The sequence below is a fragment of the Veillonella sp. genome (genome assembly GCF_041333735.1).
In the GTDB taxonomy this organism is placed as follows: domain Bacteria; phylum Bacillota; class Negativicutes; order Veillonellales; family Veillonellaceae; genus Veillonella.
Map to the genome: position 1 here is coordinate 1,431,936 of NZ_JBGKFB010000001.1, position 20,435 is coordinate 1,452,370.

At 40.5% G+C, this 20,435-nt stretch carries 21 protein-coding genes and 1 rRNA gene; all 22 read left to right on the forward strand.

The features are described from left to right. Positions 1-5: 5 nt before the first annotated feature. The 22 genes from ACDF53_RS06545 to ACDF53_RS06650 all read left to right on the forward strand — a co-directional run bounded on the left by ACDF53_RS06545 (position 6) and on the right by ACDF53_RS06650 (position 20,178). Positions 6-413 (forward strand): YlqD family protein, encoded by a 408-nt coding sequence (locus ACDF53_RS06545; protein ID WP_105086221.1) that lies wholly within the window; start codon positions 6-8, stop codon positions 411-413. After that, positions 413-910, forward strand: a complete 498-nt coding sequence (gene rimM, locus ACDF53_RS06550) for a ribosome maturation factor RimM (RefSeq protein ID WP_105090323.1) — start codon at positions 413-415, stop codon at positions 908-910. The genes ACDF53_RS06545 and rimM overlap by 1 nt, the downstream gene beginning before the upstream one ends. Positions 911-1,030: 120 nt before the next feature. Continuing rightward, complete coding sequence (trmD, locus tag ACDF53_RS06555; RefSeq protein ID WP_370815787.1) at positions 1,031-1,861, forward strand: tRNA (guanosine(37)-N1)-methyltransferase TrmD; 831 nt, start codon at positions 1,031-1,033, stop codon at positions 1,859-1,861. Beyond that, the gene (locus tag ACDF53_RS06560; protein WP_105090325.1) at positions 1,858-2,511 is read left to right on the forward strand and encodes an NAD(P)H-binding protein; all 654 of its coding nucleotides are present in this window, start codon (positions 1,858-1,860) and stop codon (positions 2,509-2,511) included. Before trmD ends, ACDF53_RS06560 begins: the two co-directional genes overlap by 4 nt. A gap of 74 nt (positions 2,512-2,585) precedes the next feature. Continuing rightward, positions 2,586-3,656: a hypothetical protein gene (locus ACDF53_RS06565; protein ID WP_370815788.1), complete on the forward strand. Its 1,071-nt coding sequence runs from the start codon at positions 2,586-2,588 to the stop codon at positions 3,654-3,656. A 10-nt stretch (positions 3,657-3,666) separates the two neighbouring features. After that, positions 3,667-4,098 carry a DUF350 domain-containing protein gene (locus tag ACDF53_RS06570; protein ID WP_004695577.1) on the forward strand — a complete coding sequence of 144 codons (432 nt, stop codon included), beginning with the start codon at positions 3,667-3,669 and terminating at the stop codon, positions 4,096-4,098. 11 nt (positions 4,099-4,109) lie between these two features. Next, on the forward strand, positions 4,110-4,670 hold the full coding sequence (locus tag ACDF53_RS06575) for a hypothetical protein (RefSeq protein WP_005387344.1): 561 nt from the start codon (positions 4,110-4,112) through the stop codon (positions 4,668-4,670). Between the two features lie 14 nt (positions 4,671-4,684). Then, positions 4,685-5,986, forward strand: a complete 1,302-nt coding sequence (locus ACDF53_RS06580; protein WP_370815789.1) for a glutathionylspermidine synthase family protein — start codon at positions 4,685-4,687, stop codon at positions 5,984-5,986. Positions 5,987-6,093: 107 nt separating this feature from the next. After that, the gene (locus ACDF53_RS06585) at positions 6,094-6,666 is read left to right on the forward strand and encodes an RNA methyltransferase (protein WP_105086229.1); all 573 of its coding nucleotides are present in this window, start codon (positions 6,094-6,096) and stop codon (positions 6,664-6,666) included. 9 nt (positions 6,667-6,675) lie between these two features. Continuing rightward, positions 6,676-7,413, forward strand: a complete 738-nt coding sequence (locus tag ACDF53_RS06590; RefSeq protein WP_005387348.1) for a YebC/PmpR family DNA-binding transcriptional regulator — start codon at positions 6,676-6,678, stop codon at positions 7,411-7,413. Between the two features lie 200 nt (positions 7,414-7,613). Next, on the forward strand, positions 7,614-8,108 hold the full coding sequence (ruvC, locus tag ACDF53_RS06595; protein ID WP_005387349.1) for a crossover junction endodeoxyribonuclease RuvC: 495 nt from the start codon (positions 7,614-7,616) through the stop codon (positions 8,106-8,108). Further along, positions 8,108-8,716: a Holliday junction branch migration protein RuvA gene (gene ruvA / locus ACDF53_RS06600; protein ID WP_105090330.1), complete on the forward strand. Its 609-nt coding sequence runs from the start codon at positions 8,108-8,110 to the stop codon at positions 8,714-8,716. The genes ruvC and ruvA overlap by 1 nt, the downstream gene beginning before the upstream one ends. A 2-nt stretch (positions 8,717-8,718) precedes the next feature. Then, on the forward strand, positions 8,719-9,723 hold the full coding sequence (gene ruvB, locus ACDF53_RS06605; RefSeq protein WP_295825065.1) for a Holliday junction branch migration DNA helicase RuvB: 1,005 nt from the start codon (positions 8,719-8,721) through the stop codon (positions 9,721-9,723). Between the two features lie 2 nt (positions 9,724-9,725). Further along, positions 9,726-11,315 carry a SpoIID/LytB domain-containing protein gene (locus ACDF53_RS06610; RefSeq protein ID WP_370815790.1) on the forward strand — a complete coding sequence of 530 codons (1,590 nt, stop codon included), beginning with the start codon at positions 9,726-9,728 and terminating at the stop codon, positions 11,313-11,315. Positions 11,316-11,326: 11 nt separating this feature from the next. Then, entirely contained in the window at positions 11,327-12,352 is a 1,026-nt protein-coding gene (queA, locus tag ACDF53_RS06615) for a tRNA preQ1(34) S-adenosylmethionine ribosyltransferase-isomerase QueA (RefSeq protein WP_005387356.1), read from the forward strand. Positions 12,353-12,360: 8 nt separating this feature from the next. Further along, positions 12,361-13,476, forward strand: a complete 1,116-nt coding sequence (tgt, locus tag ACDF53_RS06620) for a tRNA guanosine(34) transglycosylase Tgt (RefSeq protein WP_370815792.1) — start codon at positions 12,361-12,363, stop codon at positions 13,474-13,476. Between the two features lie 77 nt (positions 13,477-13,553). Beyond that, the gene (yajC, locus tag ACDF53_RS06625; protein WP_005387358.1) at positions 13,554-13,844 is read left to right on the forward strand and encodes a preprotein translocase subunit YajC; all 291 of its coding nucleotides are present in this window, start codon (positions 13,554-13,556) and stop codon (positions 13,842-13,844) included. After that, positions 13,844-14,410, forward strand: a complete 567-nt coding sequence (locus ACDF53_RS06630; RefSeq protein ID WP_370815793.1) for a 5-formyltetrahydrofolate cyclo-ligase — start codon at positions 13,844-13,846, stop codon at positions 14,408-14,410. Before yajC ends, ACDF53_RS06630 begins: the two co-directional genes overlap by 1 nt. 21 nt (positions 14,411-14,431) lie before the next feature. Continuing rightward, positions 14,432-15,706, forward strand: coding sequence for a protein translocase subunit SecD (gene secD, locus ACDF53_RS06635; protein ID WP_005387360.1), 1,275 nt, complete (start codon positions 14,432-14,434; stop codon positions 15,704-15,706). Continuing rightward, a complete protein-coding gene (gene secF, locus ACDF53_RS06640; RefSeq protein WP_005387361.1) occupies positions 15,703-16,599 on the forward strand; it encodes a protein translocase subunit SecF in 897 nt (298 codons plus the stop codon). Before secD ends, secF begins: the two co-directional genes overlap by 4 nt. A 221-nt stretch (positions 16,600-16,820) precedes the next feature. Continuing rightward, positions 16,821-17,996: an MFS transporter gene (locus tag ACDF53_RS06645; protein ID WP_370815794.1), complete on the forward strand. Its 1,176-nt coding sequence runs from the start codon at positions 16,821-16,823 to the stop codon at positions 17,994-17,996. A 619-nt stretch (positions 17,997-18,615) separates the two neighbouring features. Continuing rightward, positions 18,616-20,178, forward strand: a 16S ribosomal RNA gene (locus tag ACDF53_RS06650). The last annotated feature ends 257 nt before the right edge of the window (positions 20,179-20,435 follow it).

The window sequence follows — 20,435 nt, forward strand, 5'->3', positions numbered from 1 at the left end:
TTCCAATGGAAGAAATGACATTACGTGTCCCTGTAGCAGTAAAAGCAAAAGTAACAGAAGACTTGAAAGCGAAAATTGTATCTGATCTTGAAACTCGCCTTGATATGGTGAATAAAGATTTGGAAGCAATTGAGTTCCAAGCTCAACGTATTTTGGCTGATGCGGCTAAAGTTGATGCTACAAGCCTTACTGCAATTCGTCAACAAATCGACGAAGAGAAAAATAAACGCTTGGCTTTCAAAGAAGAAGTAACAGCTAAATTGAAAGACGCTCAAGAATTGTCCTTAGGAACTGAAATTCCTCAAGGTACATTAGAGCAAACAGTTACCGTTAAAATCGGGGATAATTTGGATGCCATGATGGGCGCTGAAATCCTATTAGAGGACGGTAAAATCGTTGCGTTTCGTCAATAATGAAGCCTAACGATTTCATCACAATAGGTGTTATCATCGCCCCGCACGGCGTGCGGGGTGATCTTCGTATTATGCCTCAAACCGATTTTCCAGAACGGTTTATGCATATGGATGCCTGTTACATCGATGGTAAAGAATACCACGTTGCATCCGCACGATTTCACAAACAATTTGTATTAGCATCCTTTAAGGAAATTCCTGATCGCAACACAGCTGAATTATTCGGTAAGAAAGAAATTCAAGTGCGTCGTGAAGATTTAGTGGAATTGCCAGAAGGTCGCTATTACATCTTTGATATTATTGGTCTCGAAGTACAAGATACAAAAGGCAATGTGCTTGGCACAGTGACTGATGTATTACAACCGGGTGCTAATGATGTCTATGTGGTTTCCAAAGATGGGGAACCAGATCAATTATTTGCAGCCATTGAAGATGTTGTTAAGGACATCGACGTGGAAAATAATTTAATGATCGTAGATCCGCCTGAATGGATATAATCCTTTAGGCGGTTTTGTTTTATCTACATATAGGTATATTATGGTAAAAGTTATATAATATAGCTATATATAGATAATGCTAATGAGTTTATGTGAGTTAATAAGTATAGGGGACGGTCTATGCGTATCGATATCGTATCTTTATTTCCTGAGTTTTTTGATGCCTTTTTTAGTCATTCCATCATAAAACGGGCTATCGAAGCAGAACGATTGTCTATGGCTGTAACTAACCCTCGAGACTTTAGTCATAATAAACATGGTCAAGTTGATGATACACCGTATGGTGGTGGGGCTGGTATGCTCATGATGGCACCTCCCATTTTTGAAGCGGTGGAATCTGTTATTGCTCAATATGACAATACGCTTAATAGTAGCTATACTACTGATGAGATGTGTGATGAAATGAGTCTTATTGGTAATCCTAGTGAAAGTATACGACGTCGTATTATTTTCATGGGTCCTACAGGCCAGCCTTTCACACAGGAGAAGGCTCGTGAACTAGCTACATACGATCAAATAGTCCTCATTTGTGGTCATTATGAAGGTGTAGACTACCGTGTAGAGGAACATTTAGTAGATGAAACGATTTCTATTGGTGATTATGTATTAACTGGTGGTGAGTTGCCAGCTATGGTTGTAGCCGATGCAGTAGCTCGCATGATTCCAGGTGTACTAGGTGCAGCGAGTGGGGCACAGGAGGATTCTTTTTATGAACCTTTGTTAGAATGTCCTCAATATACAAAGCCCCCTGAATTTAGAGGCTGGTCTGTACCAGATGTATTGAGAAGTGGTCATCATAAAAATATTGCTACTTGGCGTCAAAAAGAAGCACTTAAAAGAACTCGGTTGTTACGTCCAGATTTATTAGAACGTCCATTAACAAAAGAAGAGATTAAGCTTTTAAAAGAGATAGTTGAGGAAGAGTCTGTAAGACTTAAAGGTGAAGAATGAAAGCGTTAGTATTAGGCGCCACTGGTGCAGTGGGCCGTCATATTGTAGACACGTTAATTGATAATCATGAGATTCAAGACATTCATGTATTTGTACGTCGTCCAGTAACATATACATCTCCAAAGGTAACAGTTCATATTGTTAATTTTGATGAACCTCGTGAATGGGCACACTTAGTGACAGGGGATATTTTATTCTCTGCTATGGGTACAAACCGTAAACAAGCGGGCTCTAAAGAAGCACAATGGACCGTAGATTATACGTATCAGTATGAAATGGCACGCATTGCAGCTCAAAATGGTGTGAAAAAATATGGTTTAGTATCCTCTTTGGGAGCAAATCCAAAGTCTCCATTCTTCTATATGTCCATGAAAGGACAATTAGAAGATGTTATTTTAGAGTTGCCTTTTGAAGCGATTGTTATTGCTCGTCCAGCTACATTGATTCGAGAAGAACCTAAGTTGGTAGAACGCATTAGCTGTGCTGTATTTGGTGTTATCAACAAAGCTCATATATTAATGAGCCAAGAACCCGTAAAGACGGCTGATGTGGCCAATGTCCTTGTAAAAGCTACAATAGGTCAGCAGTATGGCATTTCCATTATTGAAAATGAAACGATTCATGAGCGGATAGGCTACTTTAAAGCTTAATTTCATTAAATCCCGTTTTGAAGAGGAAATAGGCCGAAATCCATATGATTTTGCCTATTCGAGCGAGGTTATGTATGGAGTTTAATTGTTATGATGTCCTTGAGGTTCAGGGCAGTCGTTATGTAATAACTGAAAAAATTAAATATAACGAGATTATTCCAAAAGCAGATCAGGAACAGGCCTATAAAGCTAAGCCGTCAATGCAAAAATCACCTGGTGATTATTGGCACGAATATGGCCTCGAGGCTGTAGAGGGAACAGATAAAATATGGGTCACCATTGAATACAATGATAATGAATGGTGCACTGTATCTAGAACATCTTATCGCAAACGAGCACCGAAGGGCTTTACATTACATCAAATCGGTTTAGAAAAGGTTGTAGCTGTAGATGGTGATAGTGGTGCTTCTGTAGGTGACCGGGCTGGCTACAAGGAATACCAATTGCCTTGTGAAGGCGGCGCTAGCGTATTCTTTGAAGAAAATTGGTTTAAAGGTGAGAAGATGTTCGCCGAAGGGGCACGTGTTCCTTTGAGGAATATTCGTCTCTGTAATGATGCGGAAGCTAATACTATTAGTAAAAAGAAACGGAATCAACGTCTAAAAAAACGCTTTGAAGGAGTTGCTACTTCTATAGGGATTGGTGCATTATTTTTACTATTTCTGTTTTGGTCGGACAATGATTTGTCTTGGCATAGTATACGTGCTATGTTTGGAGTGCCTTACACAGCAAAAGAACATATGCATGACACATCTGCATATTATACAAAAACAGATTCGGATAGCGACTATGTATACACGTCTACACTGGATACTGTTAGTACCGCATTAGATTTAATTGATTCTGTGAATGGTGATATTAAAAATGAGCGGGACAACTTAGAAGAGGGACATGAAGTTATTGTATTTTATTCTGGGGACTTGGTGTATATCATTACCAATACGGATGGACAAACTAAGGTTAAGGTATGTGAACAATCAAAATTGACACAAGAGGATTGGAAAATTATTGATCGTACATTAATCAGCTCTCATATACTCGATAACTATGCGACCATGGTTCGACTAGGGGATAATACGGGACGCGAACGGTTGTATCCTACCAGCAACTCTAATAACACATCCAATACAAAATTATATTATTAGGAGGCTTATTATGATTTATATACCAGATGTATTATTAACGATTTTTTATGCTTGTTTTGGAATTTTCTTAATGTTAACAGCTAATACTGTTATTGATTTCTTTGTACCCGGCAAATTCAGCGAAGAAATTAAACGTGGTAACTGTGCTGTAGCATGGCTCTCAGCGGGTTCATTTATCGGTATTGGTGAAATTTTGCGCGCTGTCATCATGTCTCCTGTAGTGACTACTGCTGATACATCTTTATTGCATGGTGTGGTGGCCAGTATCGTATATGCTATTTTAGGCATTATATTGTTTGTAACAGGCTATATGTTTATTAATTTATGGCATCGAAAATATAATTTATCTGAAGAGATTATGCGTGGTAATACTGCAGCAGGTATCCTCGTATTTGGTATCTTTGTAGGTCTTGCTCTCGTTGTTAGTGGTGCTGTGCACTAAGGGAGTGTCCTATGTATAAGCCAAGTAAGAAAACTCTATACATAACGAGTGCTTTTGCCGCTGTAGCGGGCCTCGTTGGTGTGTATTCATACTGGAATGACATTGCTTATGTTGTATGTGATAAAATTTATCCTGAAGCAAATGACGGGGAAGTTCGATTAAAGGATAATCAAGGTAATCGTTATTCTCTATTAAACCATGGAGATGGTAAAGAAACAGCTTTATATGATGATAACCGGTCTGTTACCTTTCACCGCGACACTAGTGGAAATTTAGTATGGGACGCTGGTTTAGCGGGGCTGTTACCTAGTATTGCAGCAGGCTACTATATTTTTCATGGATTTAATCCACCTACAGCGCGTATGGATGGACGAACTATGACCTATCGTGTGGCAGCCCCTTTAAAACCCTATGAGGAGCCTAATGTATATACAACAACAGGTTCAAATACGCATAGTTCTTTAGGACGACGTACGTATAAAGACTATGAGAAGCGTAGAAGTCAAAAAGCCTCTTCTATAGGTCAAAAGTCTGGTTTTGGTAGTGCAGGTGTACGTTCTAGTAGTTCCTAATGGAGGCCGATATTATGAAATCGTATATAGATGAACTTGATACGGATATATTGCCCTTTGTAGATTATGAAGGCTATGATGATCGGTATCCTGCGCTTTCTACACAATCTTTTCCGGCTGGTTTTTATGATGAAATTCGACATGCGTCGCGCATGTTATTTCAAATATTTTGTAAAGCCGCTAAGGTATTTCAACAGGCACCTGATGAGTTTGCTCTCAATATGGATATGCCCGAAAATTTGATTCCCTATTTACATCGTGGGAATCCATTGGGCTTACCTACATGGTTATCTCGATTTGACTTTGTCCTTGATGATAGAGGACAATTGCGCATGGTCGAGATTAATGCGGATACACCCTGCTTTCTAATTGAAAGTTATTATGCTAATGGTGTAGCGGTACGATATTTCGATAAAGTAGATCCTAATATAGATGCTTATAATGAACTTGAACGTTTTTTGAAACGCGTATATGAAGGAACATCTCGTAAAAAATATAGTGTGACTAATAAACAACATAATATGATGACGGATAATGAAACAGAACCCTTTGTTTTCGGGTGCTTTCATGATTATTTAGAGGACTATGGAACTACACAGTTTCTCTTACAGGCTATGAAATCAGCATGCCCAGAAGCAGATGTTCGATTCCTATCCTTTTATGATATGGTCATTGATGATGAGGGTATTCTATTATCTGACGGTGGTCATGTAGCCAATCTGTATCGTTTACATCCCATGGAACTATTGATTGATGAAACTACAGCAGATGGTGAACCACTAGGTGAAATGTTTTTAGATTTGTATAATGAATACCGCTTTAATCTATTTAATCCACCAGAGGCGATTATTTTACAGAATAAATCGTTTATGTCCTTAGTGTATGCTCTATACTTAACAAACCAATTTTTTACTGCCCCTGAGCGAGATATTATCGAGCGCTATTTGACGCCGTCCTATTTTGAAAGTGATTTCCCGAACCTTGATGATGGACTTTATATTCAAAAGGAAATTTGGGGCCGTGAAGGGCGAAATATTCAGGTTGTTCAAAAACGTGGAAATCAAGCTGAACTATACATGGAGAAATTTGTAGATAACTATGATGATATAGTTTGTCGGGACAGTAAAAAGGTTATGTATCAGGACTTTATTAAGCAGAAACACTTTACTCATACCGTAGATAGTGGTACGAAAGAAGGCTGTTTGACATTATCTTGCTTTATGCTTGGCGATCAAGCTTCTGCAGTCGGTTGTCGTTTTTCTCCAGAAGAGATTGCCGGCACTGAAGCATATTTTGTACCGCTTTTAGTAGATTAATTAGTATTTTAATTTTATGTTTTGTTTTAGTATCTCAATTTGGATAGTTTTATTTAACATTTACTGGATCAGATTGATATCGTTATTATTGTTGGAGATTTAAGGCGTTGGCTAATTTATATATTGGGCTTGTTCATTATCCAATTATGAACAAGCATAAAGAGGTCATTACGACGGCCATTACAAATTATGATATTCACGATATTGCACGAGCATCTATTACCTATGATGTATCTAAATATTTTGTGATTCACAATATACCTGCTCAGCGTGAGTTGGTGCGCACCATCATGGAACATTGGAAATCTGGATTTGGTTCTACATACAATCCAGATCGTAAGGATGCTTTCACCGGCGTGGAGTTGGTTAACTCTATTGCAGTAGCAGTGCGAATGATTGAAGACCTAGAAGGTATGAAACCTATTGTGGCGACAACAGATGCACGTACCTATGATAATACAATTTCCTATGCACGGATGCGTGAACATCTTGAAAATGAGGGGCGCCCTGTGTTAGTATTATTTGGTACCGGTTATGGTATGACAAAAGAAACGATGGAAAGCTTTGACTATATTTTAGAACCTATATATGGCCATGGTGAATACAATCATTTATCTGTGCGTAGTGCCGTTTCAATCATCTTGGATCGATTACGGGGCGAAGCATGGTGGAATAAATAGGAGGCGTCTATGTCAGGACATTCAAAATGGGCAAATATTAAACATAAAAAAGGTAAAACCGATGCATTGAAGGCTAAATTGGCTACGAAAATCGGTCGTGAAATTACTGTAGCAGCACGTATGGGTGGTGCCGATCCAACAGGTAATATGCGTTTGAAATTGGCTTTACAAAAAGCTCGTGAAAACAATATTCCTAAAGATAATATTCAACGTGCTATCGATAAGGGCGTTGGCGCTACGGATATGAACGCATACGAAGAAATCGTATATGAAGGTTATGGTCCTGCCGGTGTTGCCGTTACTGTAGAAGTTATGACGGATAATCGTAACCGTGCGGCTGCTGATGTGCGTCATGCTTTCTCCAAACAAGGTGGTAATCTTGGTGAAAGCGGTTGCGTAGGCTGGATGTTCAAATCTAAAGGCGTTTTCGTTATCGATAAAGAAGGTCATGACGAAGATGAATTGACTATGCTTGCTCTTGAAGCAGGTGCAGAAGATCTTAAGTCTGAAGATGATGTATTTGAAATTTATACTACTCCTGAAGACTATGATGCTGTAGAAGCAGCTCTTGCTGATGCGGGCATTGAAACAGAAGTAGCTAAAATTACAATGATTCCAGATACAACTATTGAGTTGACTGGTGATGATGCTGTAAAAATGCAAAAAATGCTCGACGTATTGGATGATCTTGATGATGTGCAAAACGTATATCACAATGGTATTTTGCCAGACGACGAAGAAGAATAATTATGATAAGGAGCACTTTAAAGGTGCTCCTTTTTTATGTATTTTTTAGAGAACCATTGGGAATATGAAAATTAATGAGTTTCTTATAAATTTTTCTATGGAAATTCATGAACTTCGATGTGGTATTGTGCTATAATAAAATAGATTATGTAATGGAGGTAGGCGACAGCTTATCTCATTTTTAAACTAAGGGGGTTAAGGTGCGAATTATAGGTATTGACCCAGGCACGGCTATATGCGGTTATGGCATTATTGACGTGAAGGGGAGCAAATTAACACCTGTAGCCTATGGGGCTATTACAACTCCTAAGGAATTAACAGATTCACAGCGGTTGGAAATTTTATTTAATGACCTAAGTGATATTCTAGAGGAATTCAAGCCTGATAAGTTCGGGGTAGAAGAATTATTCTTCAACCGCAATGTAACGACGGCCATCAAGGTCGGTCAAGCACGTGGTGTTATCTTATTAGCGGCTGAACAACAGCGTATTCCTATTTATGAATATACACCGCTGCAAATCAAGCAAGCCGTTACAGGTTACGGCAAGGCTGATAAGAATCAGGTCATTTATATGACAATGAATATTTTGGGGATTCGTGAGAAAATTAAGCCTGATGATACGGCAGATGCATTGGCTGTCGCTATTTGTACGGCTCATAGTTCTCACAATGATAGATTGAAGAGGTTGGTATAATGATAGGGTATGTACGGGGCATCGTAACACATCTCTTTAAAGAGTCTTGTTATGTAGATGTACATGGCGTAGGGTATCGTGTATATGTGCCGACCACTACGCGACAACAATTGATTGAAGGTCATGAGGCGATGCTATTCACGTATCTCAATGTACGTGAAGATGCGATGCAACTCTATGGCTTTTGGACGGAAGAGGAGTATGAGTTGTTTATTTTACTCATTTCTGTTTCTGGTATAGGGCCTAAGGTGGGGCTTGGCATCTTGTCTGGCATGACACCAGAGGCTTTCAAATTAGCTGTTATCAATGGCCAAGTGCAGCAATTAACGAAATTGCCGGGCATTGGTAAGAAGTCTGCAGAGCGACTTGTTCTTGAATTAAAGGATAAGTTAGCGAAGATGACGCATATATCTGCAGAATCACCAGCAGCCATACAGCCGATGGGCGTTGCTGCTAGTGGTGCTGCCGGTGAGGCCATTGAGGCTCTTGTGTCGCTAGGCTATTCAGAGCGAGATGTGGCTGATATTGTAGAGTCTTTAGATGATGGTAAGCGTGATGTATCTGAGTTGATTAAGGTCAGCTTGATTGAGCTTGGGAAAGGACGATAAGGATGAACGAAGAAGTACGCCTTGTCGGAAATGGCGAGCACGAAGAAGATATGTGGCAATATAGCTTGCGACCAAAATTCTTTAACGAATATGTTGGTCAAGAAGAGGCTAAAGGCAATCTAAATGTCTATATTCAGGCTGCAAAGCAGCGTGGTGAAGCATTAGATCATGTATTGCTGTATGGTCCACCAGGTCTAGGAAAGACTACATTAGCAGGTATTATTGCGAATGAATTGGGTGTTAACTTTCGCATAACATCTGGTCCTGCTATTGAAAAGTCAGGCGACTTGGCTGCGATCTTAACGAATTTAGATGATCACGATGTATTATTTATCGATGAAATTCATCGCTTGTCTCGCAGTGTAGAGGAAGTATTGTACTCTGCTATGGAGGACTATGCAATCGATATTATCATCGGTAAGGGCCCAAGTGCTCGAACGGTGCGCATCGATTTGCCAAAGTTTACTTTGGTAGGTGCTACCACACGAGCTGGGGCTTTGGCGGCACCATTGCGGGACCGCTTTGGGATTATTAACCGGTTGGAATATTATAAACAACCGGAATTAGAGTTTATTGTGACTCGGGCGGCAGAAATACTCCATATCGGTATTGAGTCGACTGGGGCCAGTGAAATTGCGCGTCGTTCAAGGGGAACGCCGCGTATCGCAAATCGTCTACTTAAACGGGTACGTGATTTTGCACAAGTCATAGGTGATGGGGTTATCACTCAAAGTATTGCAGATGATGCGTTACAGCGTTTATATATTGACAAAGAAGGGCTCGATCGAATCGATCGACGTGTGTTGGAGTGTATTATTGAAAAGTATGATGGCGGTCCGGTAGGAATAGATACTATTGCAGCTGCTATCAGCGAAGAGAGAGATACCATCGAAGATGTGTATGAACCATATTTGATGCAATTAGGATTTTTAGGACGTACACCGCGTGGGAGGGTGGCTACTAAACTTGCCTATGAGCATTTAGGTATTTCACAGACAGGGAAATAACAATGAAAACGAAACGATTACAATTGATGATAATGGCAACTTTGTTTTTAGGTGTAAATATTGGCGGTGCATCTGTTGCACAAGGGGCTACATTGCAACATAAAAGTGCAGTAGTGACTAAAAAGCCAACGCCGAAATCAACAGTATCTACAACAAATGTATCGAAAGTAAATTCGACGAAGCGGTCAACTTTTCGACCACTTGTAACTAAACCGGCTCCAAAGCCTGTGGCAAAAGTGACTCCGAAGTCAAATGCAACTAAGGCTGCAGCAACAGCTCAAAAACCTGTTGCAAAATCTACAGTTACTAGTGCCAAGGCTACAACGGTAAAGCCAGCTGCCTCTAAGGCTATAAAAACTTCTGATGCCAATAGTATTAAAGCTAATACGGCTGCTATTACGCGTAATAAAGTAGGTTCTGTTATTACACCTGCTACGGAGCGTGTAGAAAATGTACCAAATGTACGCGTGTTATTGGGTAGTCGCAGTTCCGATGCTACAGTTACATCTACTGCTAATATGGTTGTGTTAAATAGTGCTAATGGTCAAGTTAGCACAATCAGTGCAAACCGTGGAACCTCTGTTGGTATTCGAAGTGGTAAAATTGCTGTTAATGGCAAAGCTATTGATACGGTAGTTACATTAAAACCAGCTAATAGTGATGCACCATTCTTGTTTGAAGGCAAAGGCTATCGTGGAGGACTTACATTACGTGCTAATAATGGAAAGATGATGGTCATTAATTCTGTACCTCTTGAAGATTATCTTTACGGCGTAGTTCCGCAAGAAGTCGTTCCATCTTGGCCAGCAGCTGCACTAGAAGCACAAGCTGTAGCTGCTCGAACTTATGCTCTTCATACTATGGAAGAGAATAAAGGTAAACTGTATGATGTAAGTACGTCCACAGATCACCAAGTCTATAATGGGGTTAGTGGTGAAACGCAAGCTACCACAAATGCAGTTAATAAAACAAAGGGTATGGTTATGTTATATAATCAACGCCCTATTAATGCTTTATTCCATTCTGATGGTGGCGGTTATACTGAAGATAGCGTCAATGTTTGGGGTAGCGATGTACCGTATTTGAAAGGTGTAAAGGATTTTAGTACTGGCACATCTACATCGAACTGGACAGTGACTACTTCTCGTCAGGCCCTTGAAAGTAAGCTTAACGCAGCTAGTAAAGGGGTTGGTAAATTGAAGAGCATTCAATTGACACCTCTTGGCAAGCCAGGTCAACAAACATCTGACCGCGGTGTATCTGGCCGAATTAAGAGTGCTACTTTCATAGGTACCTCTGGCAAAACGACCATTGATGGAGATTCTTTACGCAGTATTTTAGGCTTGAAATCAACACTATTTGATTTTTATGTAAATTATAACCCAGCTAAAGGTACGGGTAAGGCGTATCATAATTTTACTGGTAGCAATGATACTGTCTATATTAAAGGCCACGGTTGGGGACATGGTCTTGGTATGTCTCAATGGGGCGCTGCAGAAATGGCTAAGCGTGCGACACCAGGGGATACAAATTATTACCAAACTATTTTGCGTCACTACTATAGTGGCATTACATTAAAGAAAATGTACTAATAAGGATTGCGATGAAAGTTACAGATTTTGATTATGAATTACCAGAGGAACTAATTGCTCAACATCCTGTAGAGCCTCGTGATACAGCGAGACTGTTGACCTTAGACAAGGTTACAGGTGAGGTTGCGCATAAAGAGCATTTTTACGATTTGCTAGATGAACTTCACGAAGGGGATGTACTTGTATTTAATAATACAAAGGTTATTCCTGCGAGATTATATGGCCAACGTCAAGGCTCTGGTGGCAAGGTTGAGGTATTGCTCCTCACACCATGTGGTGAAAATCGCTGGGAATGCCTTGTTAAACCTGGTAAAAAATGTCCTATTGGTCAAGTTATCGAATTTGATGACCGATTAAGTGGGACCGTTATAGATAAAACTGAGTTTGGAGGTCGTATCATTGAATTCACTTGCGATGGTGTATTTGATGATGTGATACAAGAAATCGGTGAAATGCCATTACCTCCATATATTCATGAGAAGCTAGAAGATAAAGATCGTTATCAAACCGTTTATGCTAAGGAGAAAGGTTCAGCTGCAGCTCCAACAGCAGGGCTTCACTTTACACCTGAACTATTAGAAAAGATAAAAGCGAAAGGTGTAGAGTTAGAATTTGTTACTTTGCATGTTGGTCTTGGAACATTTAGACCTGTATCAGCAGAGACAATTGAGGACCATGAAATGCATAGTGAGTTCTTCGTGGTATCTCAAGATACAGCTGATCGTATTAATGCAGCTAAGCGAAACGGACGCCGTATTATTGCGGTAGGTACTACTTCTGTGCGTACCCTTGAGTCGGCTACCAATGATGATGGTGTCCTACAAGGCATTAGTGGATGGACACAAATCTTCATCTATCCTGGCTATAAATTTAAGATGATTGATGCGTTGGTAACGAATTTCCACTTGCCTCAATCTACATTATTAATGTTGATTAGTGCATTGGCTGGTCGTGAACATTGTTTAGCGGCCTACGAAGAAGCTGTACGCGAACGTTATCGTTTCTTTAGCTTTGGCGATGCTATGTTTATACGTTAGGAGGGACTATGCCGAGTATTACTTATGAATTACAAAAGACATGTCCTCACACGGGGGCTCGTGCTGGTTTATTGCATACGCCACATGGTACCTTCCAAACGCCTATGTTTATGCCTGTAGGTACACAAGCTACAGTTAAAACTATGACGCCTGAGGAATTAAAGGCGATGGGATCTCAAGTCATCTTGAGCAACACGTACCATTTATTCCTTCGTCCTGGTCCTGAACTCGTAGAAGAAGCAGGTGGCTTACATAAATTTATGAACTGGGATCAAGCTATTTTAACTGATAGCGGTGGCTTCCAAGTATTTAGCTTAGGCGATATGCGTAAGATTACTGAGGAGGGTGTAACCTTTAGATCTCATATTGATGGGTCTAAACAGTTTTTATCTCCAGAGGTGGCCACAAAGGTACAAGAGCAATTAGGTTCTGATATTGCGATGGCCTTTGATGAATGTATTCCGTATCCTGCGGACCATGATTATGCGAAACGCTCAACAGCGCGTACCACACGTTGGGCTCATCGTTGCCAAGAGGCTCGTAAAGCCGATGACTGTCAAGGAATGTTTGGTATTGTCCAAGGTGGTATGTACAAAGACTTGCGCAAACAAAGTGCGGAAGAGCTGGTAGCTATGGACTTTGAAGGCTATAGTATTGGTGGCTTATCCGTTGGGGAACCTCATGATTTGATGAATGAAATCTTAGAATATACTACGCCACTATTGCCAACTAACAAGGCTCGTTATTTAATGGGCGTTGGTACGGCGGATTGCCTTGTAGAAGGCGTAGCACGTGGTATTGATATGTTCGACTGCGTATATCCTACACGAGTTGCTCGAAATGGTATGGCTATGACTTGGAAAGGTCGCCTTAATATTCGAAATGCGCAATTTGCTCATGATTGGAGTCCTTTAGAAGAAGGCTGCCAATGTTATACATGTAAAAATTATTCTCGCGCTTATATTCGTCACTTGTATAAGGCGGAAGAAATTTTGGCGTTGCGTCTCGTAACATACCATAATCTTTACTTCTTGCTTGAGTTTATGCGTCAAATGAGACAAGCCATCTTAGAAGATCGGTTCCCACAATTTAGAATGCAATTTTGGGATAGCTTTAAAAAATAGTAATTAAGTCTAGTCAAATCTATATTAGGTGGCTATACTAGAAAAGAAAAACATATTTATTACACTAGGAGGATAAAATGGAAGATATTTTACAAGTGTTGCAAACTAGCTGGCCTATTTTGTTGATGGTCGTAATTTTTTATTTCTTATTGTGGCGTCCACAAAAGAAACAACAAAAAGAGCGCGCTAATTTGTTAGGCAGCTTGAAGAAAGGTCAAAAAATCGTTACTATCGGCGGTATTTATGGCGAAATCGTTGAACTTGACGATGAAAAAGTAAAGGTTCAAGTATCTGAAAAAGTTGAGTTAACATTTGCACGTTCTGCAATTGCTAACGTTCTTTCCAAGAAAAACAAGGAAGAAAAATAATGAATACAAAGGAAGCAGTGCGCCGGGCGTGCAAGGCCCAGCGCGCTGCTTTATCCGTTGCTGATTGTCATAGATGGACTACGCTTTTGACAGATCAAATTGTTAATAGTCCTGAGTATATATCAGCTAATACCATTATGGCCTATTTGGCGATGCCCAAGGAGGCCAATTTAGACGGTGTTATTCGTCATGCTTTAGAACATGGTAAATCCGTATATGTTCCAGTATGTACAGATAAGACGACGATGATTCCCGTTCGTCTTAAGTCTCTAGAATCTATCACTCGGGGTGTGTTAAATATACGCATTCCCTCTGAGCCATACGAGGTTATTAATCCACATGACTTGGATTTGATTTTAGTGCCTGGTGCTGGCTTTGACCGTCAAGGCGGTCGCATGGGGATGGGGAATGGGTATTATGATCGATTTCTCAAGGAACTTTCACCACGTACATTTATGGGCGTATGCTGGTCAGTACAGTTGTGGGATACACCAATCCCAATGGATGAACTGGACCAACGGATGAGCAAAATTGTAACGGAGCAAGGCGTTATACATTGCGTATAGTAGTAGAAGGGAGCAACTATTTTGAACGGTAAAGCTATTATCAAGTTTTTAGTAGTCATTGCTGCCATCATTGGATTATTTGCGTATTTTATTCAACCTTTAGCAGGCTCTTTGAAACAAGGTCTAGACTTGCAAGGTGGTACGCACATCGTATTGGAAGCAGAGGACTCTGCGACTGGTACAGCTGACAATGATGCAGTGGAACGAGCGAAGCAAATCTTAGAGCGTCGTATTAATGAAATGGGTTTGTCTGAACCATTAGTACAACGTGAAGGTGCTCGTCGTATTATCATCGAATTGCCAGGTGTAAAAGATCCTGACGAAGCGATTAAACGTATCGGTAAAACAGCGGTCTTGGAATTTAAAAACGACCAAGGTCAAACTGTTATGACTGGTGATGATTTAAAAGATGCAAAAGAAGAGTTAGGTCAAAATAAACAACCACTCGTTGCTATTGAATTAAGCGATGAAGGGGCTAAGAAGTTTGCTGATTTAACATCTAAAAATATTGGTCGTCGTATTGCCATTACATTGGATGGTAAAGAATTGACTAATCCTGTAGTACAACAAGCAATTACAGGTGGTAAAGCAACAATCTCTGGTAGTCAAAGCTTAGAAGAAGCTAAAGACTTGGCTATTTTATTACGTTCTGGTGCATTGCCTGTTAAAATTAATGTATTAGAAGTGCGTACAGTCGGTCCTTCTTTGGGTCAAGACTCCAAGGATAAATCTGTTGTAGCCTTCAGTGCTGGTATTGCCATGATCATGATTTTCTTGGTTATTTTATATCGTTTTTCTGGTATCGTAGCTAATATTGCATTACTTGTATATGTTATGCTCTTATTGCTCGTATTAGGTAAAGGCTTTAATGCAACTATGACATTGCCAGGTATCGCTGGTATTATCTTATCCATGGGTGTTGCTGTAGATGCGAACATTCTTATCTTTGAACGTTTCAAAGAAGAGGTGTTCTCCGGTAAGTCCATGCGTGTAGCCATGGAAGCTGGTTTCAGTCGTGCTTTAGCAACAATTACAGATGCGAACGTATCCGTTATCATTACTGCTGCTATCTTGACAATCTTAGGCTCTGGCCCTGTAAAAGGTTTCGCTATCAGCTTAGGCGTAGGTGTTGTTGTAAGTATGTTCACAGCGATTACTGTGAGCCATTTCTTATTACGCTTACTTATTGACTGTAACTTTACGAACCATCCATTCTGGTTTGGTGCGAATATCTCTCCAAGCACAAGTGCTGACGCATTTGCACCAAAATCTTTGAAAGGAGGTAAACGCAAATGACATTAGACGTAATTAAGCATCATCGTTGGTGGTTTGCAATTTCCTCCACACTTGTTATTATCAGTTTGATTTCCATCTTTACTAAAGGTTTTAACTTTGGTATTGATTATACTGGTGGTACGATTGTTGAAGTTGTATTTGATCAGCCTGTAGAGGTTAGTCAAGTTCGTGACGTCCTAAAAGAATATAATCTTGAAAACGCACAAATTCAGCTTTCTGGAGATACTACTGGTGATACAGCGGGCGAAGACGTAATGATTCGTACACGTAATCTTGAACCTAGTGAAAGTGCCGCTGTGATTGAATCTTTGACTAAATCTATTGGTAACAATACAGTTAAACGTATTGAAACTGTAGGTGCTGTAATTGGTTCCGAAGTTACAGAACATGCGTTGTTAAATCTTGTTATAGCGTTTGCGGCATTAGCATTGTATATTTCTTATCGCTTTGAATATAAAGTTGCTATTTCTGCGCTCGTTGCTATTTTCCATGATTTGATTATGGTTCTTGGGGTATTCTCTTATTTCCAATTAGAAATTGATGCGTCTTTCTTGGCGGCTATTCTTACGGTTGTAGGTTACTCCATGAATGAATCTGTAGTTATCTTTGACCGTGTTCGCGAAAATACACATACACATAAACGTTCTGATACATTTGCAGATCTTGCGAATGCATCTATTACACAAAGTATTCACCGTAGTTTCTATACATTGGCTACCGTTATGTTTGCCTGTGTATCCCTTTATCTATTCGGTGGGGACACTACAAAGAACTTTGCTCTTTGTATGATTATTGGTTTTGCTAGTGGTGCGTATTCCTCTATCTGTGTAGCTACATCCTTATGGGTTATGTGGAAGAGTCGCAACAAGAACGATATCCGCAATCAACAATAATATATAATGCTTTTACCTATTATTGGTAAAAGTATAAGAACCTCTCTGTATTATATTCAGAGAGGTTCTTTTTATGTATCATCTACTAATAAATTATTACCATGGATAACTCATACATATATGTATAGGATATGTATATAGTAAGGTCTATACTTATTGAATTCTTTGTATATGGGGCGTAAAATAGCAAAGTAACACAATGTTGAAAAGGGGATAGATAAATGGATTCAAATCGATTATGGAGCCCTGCTTTTATAAACTATGGTATAAGCAGTGGCATTTTATATATGACACAATATGTTCTCGTAGCAGCCTTGCCGATAGTTATAACCTCTGAATTAAGTGGAAGTGATTTAGATGCGGGATTAGCGATGACCTATTTTCAAATAGGCACAATTCTATGTAGGCTCTTTGCAGGTCGCTTGATTGATGGCTTTAACAAACGAGTTGTATTACTACTATCAACTGCTTTATTTTTCATCATTATGGGGCTCTTTAATTTTACAACCTCTTTAGAAGCCATCTTTGTATTGCGGGGGCTACATGGTGTTGTATTTGCTTTAGGCACAACTGTAATGGCGGCGTTGGCGGTATTGGTGTTACCTCCTAATCGAAAGGGGGAGGGCATCAATATGTTTGCTATCTTTTCGAATGTGGCAATGGTGTTGGGGCCTGCAATAGGCTTATATGCACTTGCTTCATATGGTAGTATAGCTCTCTATCTTTTCTTAACTATTATGACAGGGTTAGTCCTAGTATTGAGTAATAGTATTCCCTTATCAAAAGAATTAGCAATGCCTAAACCATCTACTCACAAAGGGTGGCATATATCTCAATTTATTGAAAAAAGAAGTTTGCCTTGGGCTTTAATGGGACTGTTTATTGGCTTTACCTATTCTGGTGTGTTAGTATTTATTCCCATTGAGTTAAATAGTATGGGGTCTGGTATTTGGGGCAGTGCATTTTTTGCTATCTTTGCTGTAATGATCATAATCAGTCGACCTCTAGTAGGAAAAGCATATGCTCGGTATGGCTCTAAATATATTATCTACCCAGGCCTAGTACTCTTTATACTAGGACTATTAGCGTTAGGAATAGCTACTACGCCATTAACCATAATATTAACGGCCCCTTTGTTAGGTTTAGGTTATGGTGCAGCACAACCAGCATTTCAAGCGTTAGCCATTCAATCAGCACCAATAGAACGGGCTGGGGTATCGACAGCAACATATTTTTTAGCATTAGATATAAGTGTGGGGGCGGGATCTGTCATTCTTGCTCTGTTAGCTAGTGCTGTAGGATATCAGTATCTTTATATGTTTACAGCGGTGACAATGATTGTAGCGTTGGCTTTATATCATATATGGATAAAGAGGTATACGCCTCTAGAACTGTAAAACAAATATAGTGATATAGTAAAAGCTACTAACCGTATTAGACTATTAGACACAATATAATAATCAATCCTTAGAATGTATTTTATGGTATGTTCTAAGGATTTTTCTTTTATCAAACAGTTATAAGCTTATAGGTTTATAAGATAGTACTTAAAAATAATATGAATAAAGATAAAAGAGAAAATAGTGTTATAAAATTTAAATCCTTAAATTTGTCGAAATTAGAAGTAATTTTTGTAATGTGTAGTGAAAATAAAATGAAGTTGTAAAAATGGCCACTTTATGTGTTGACGATATTTTTATTTATGCTATACTTATACAAGTCGTTAGGACACAGCACAAACGACAAGCAAAAAACTTCTAAAAAAGTTTTGAAAAAGTGCTTGACGGAATGAGCTGAACTTGATAGAATAATCAAGTCGCCAGTTGATGAAACACTTCGAAAGAGGTCGTGGAAACTGGTACAGATCTTTGAAAACTGAACAATGATAGGTAATCAATCATATGATTGAACATATGCCAGAGTGCGGGTTTTGACATAGTCAAAACCAACCATAATTCAAAGTTACTTAAATGTAACGACAACAAATAAAATGAGCTATTCAAATAGCTTCAAGATATCTTGGAGAGTTTGATCCTGGCTCAGGACGAACGCTGGCGGCGTGCTTAACACATGCAAGTCGAACGAAGAGCGATGGAAGCTTGCTTCTATCAATCTTAGTGGCGAACGGGTGAGTAACGCGTAATCAACCTGCCCTTCAGAGGGGGACAACAGTTGGAAACGACTGCTAATACCGCATACGATCTAACCTCGGTATCGAGGATAGATGAAAGGTGGCCTCTATTTATAAGCTATCACTGAAGGAGGGGATTGCGTCTGATTAGCTAGTTGGAGGGGTAACGGCCCACCAAGGCGATGATCAGTAGCCGGTCTGAGAGGATGAACGGCCACATTGGGACTGAGACACGGCCCAGACTCCTACGGGAGGCAGCAGTGGGGAATCTTCCGCAATGGACGAAAGTCTGACGGAGCAACGCCGCGTGAGTGATGACGGCCTTCGGGTTGTAAAGCTCTGTTAATCGGGACGAAAGGCCTTCTTGCGAATAGTTAGAAGGATTGACGGTACCGGAATAGAAAGCCACGGCTAACTACGTGCCAGCAGCCGCGGTAATACGTAGGTGGCAAGCGTTGTCCGGAATTATTGGGCGTAAAGCGCGCGCAGGCGGATTGGTCAGTCTGTCTTAAAAGTTCGGGGCTTAACCCCGTGATGGGATGGAAACTGCCAATCTAGAGTATCGGAGAGGAAAGTGGAATTCCTAGTGTAGCGGTGAAATGCGTAGATATTAGGAAGAACACCAGTGGCGAAGGCGACTTTCTGGACGAAAACTGACGCTGAGGCGCGAAAGCCAGGGGAGCGAACGGGATTAGATACCCCGGTAGTCCTGGCCGTAAACGATGGGTACTAGGTGTAGGAGGTATCGACCCCTTCTGTGCCGGAGTTAACGCAATAAGTACCCCGCCTGGGGAGTACGACCGCAAGGTTGAAACTCAAAGGAATTGACGGGGGCCCGCACAAGCGGTGGAGTATGTGGTTTAATTCGACGCAACGCGAAGAACCTTACCAGGTCTTGACATTGATGGACAGAACTAGAGATAGTTCCTCTTCTTCGGAAGCCAGAAAACAGGTGGTGCACGGTTGTCGTCAGCTCGTGTCGTGAGATGTTGGGTTAAGTCCCGCAACGAGCGCAACCCCTATCTTATGTTGCCAGCACTTCGGGTGGGAACTCATGAGAGACTGCCGCAGACAATGCGGAGGAAGGCGGGGATGACGTCAAATCATCATGCCCCTTATGACCTGGGCTACACACGTACTACAATGGGAGTTAATAGACGGAAGCAATACCGCGAGGTGGAGCAAACCCGAGAAACACTCTCTCAGTTCGGATCGTAGGCTGCAACTCGCCTACGTGAAGTCGGAATCGCTAGTAATCGCAGGTCAGCATACTGCGGTGAATACGTTCCCGGGCCTTGTACACACCGCCCGTCACACCACGAAAGTCGGAAGTGCCCAAAGCCGGTGGGGTAACCTTCGGGAGCCAGCCGTCTAAGGTAAAGTCGATGATTGGGGTGAAGTCGTAACAAGGTAGCCGTATCGGAAGGTGCGGCTGGATCACCTCCTTTCTAGGGAGACATACACTAGGCCAAGAGCTTAGATGTCACTTAGGTCGACACTTTGGCACCTAACATTGTTCGGTTTTGAGAGATCTGTAAATGATTTCTCAATTTAATATGACGTATAAATTACGCGTTAATCTAGGCGCACGTAGGATTACGAAATCGACGCATACTGGAAGTATGCTAGATGAGTAAGACAAGTGCAACGACGAATAACACGGAATTTATCGGCAGATTTGTTCTTTGAAAACTGCATAGAAGAT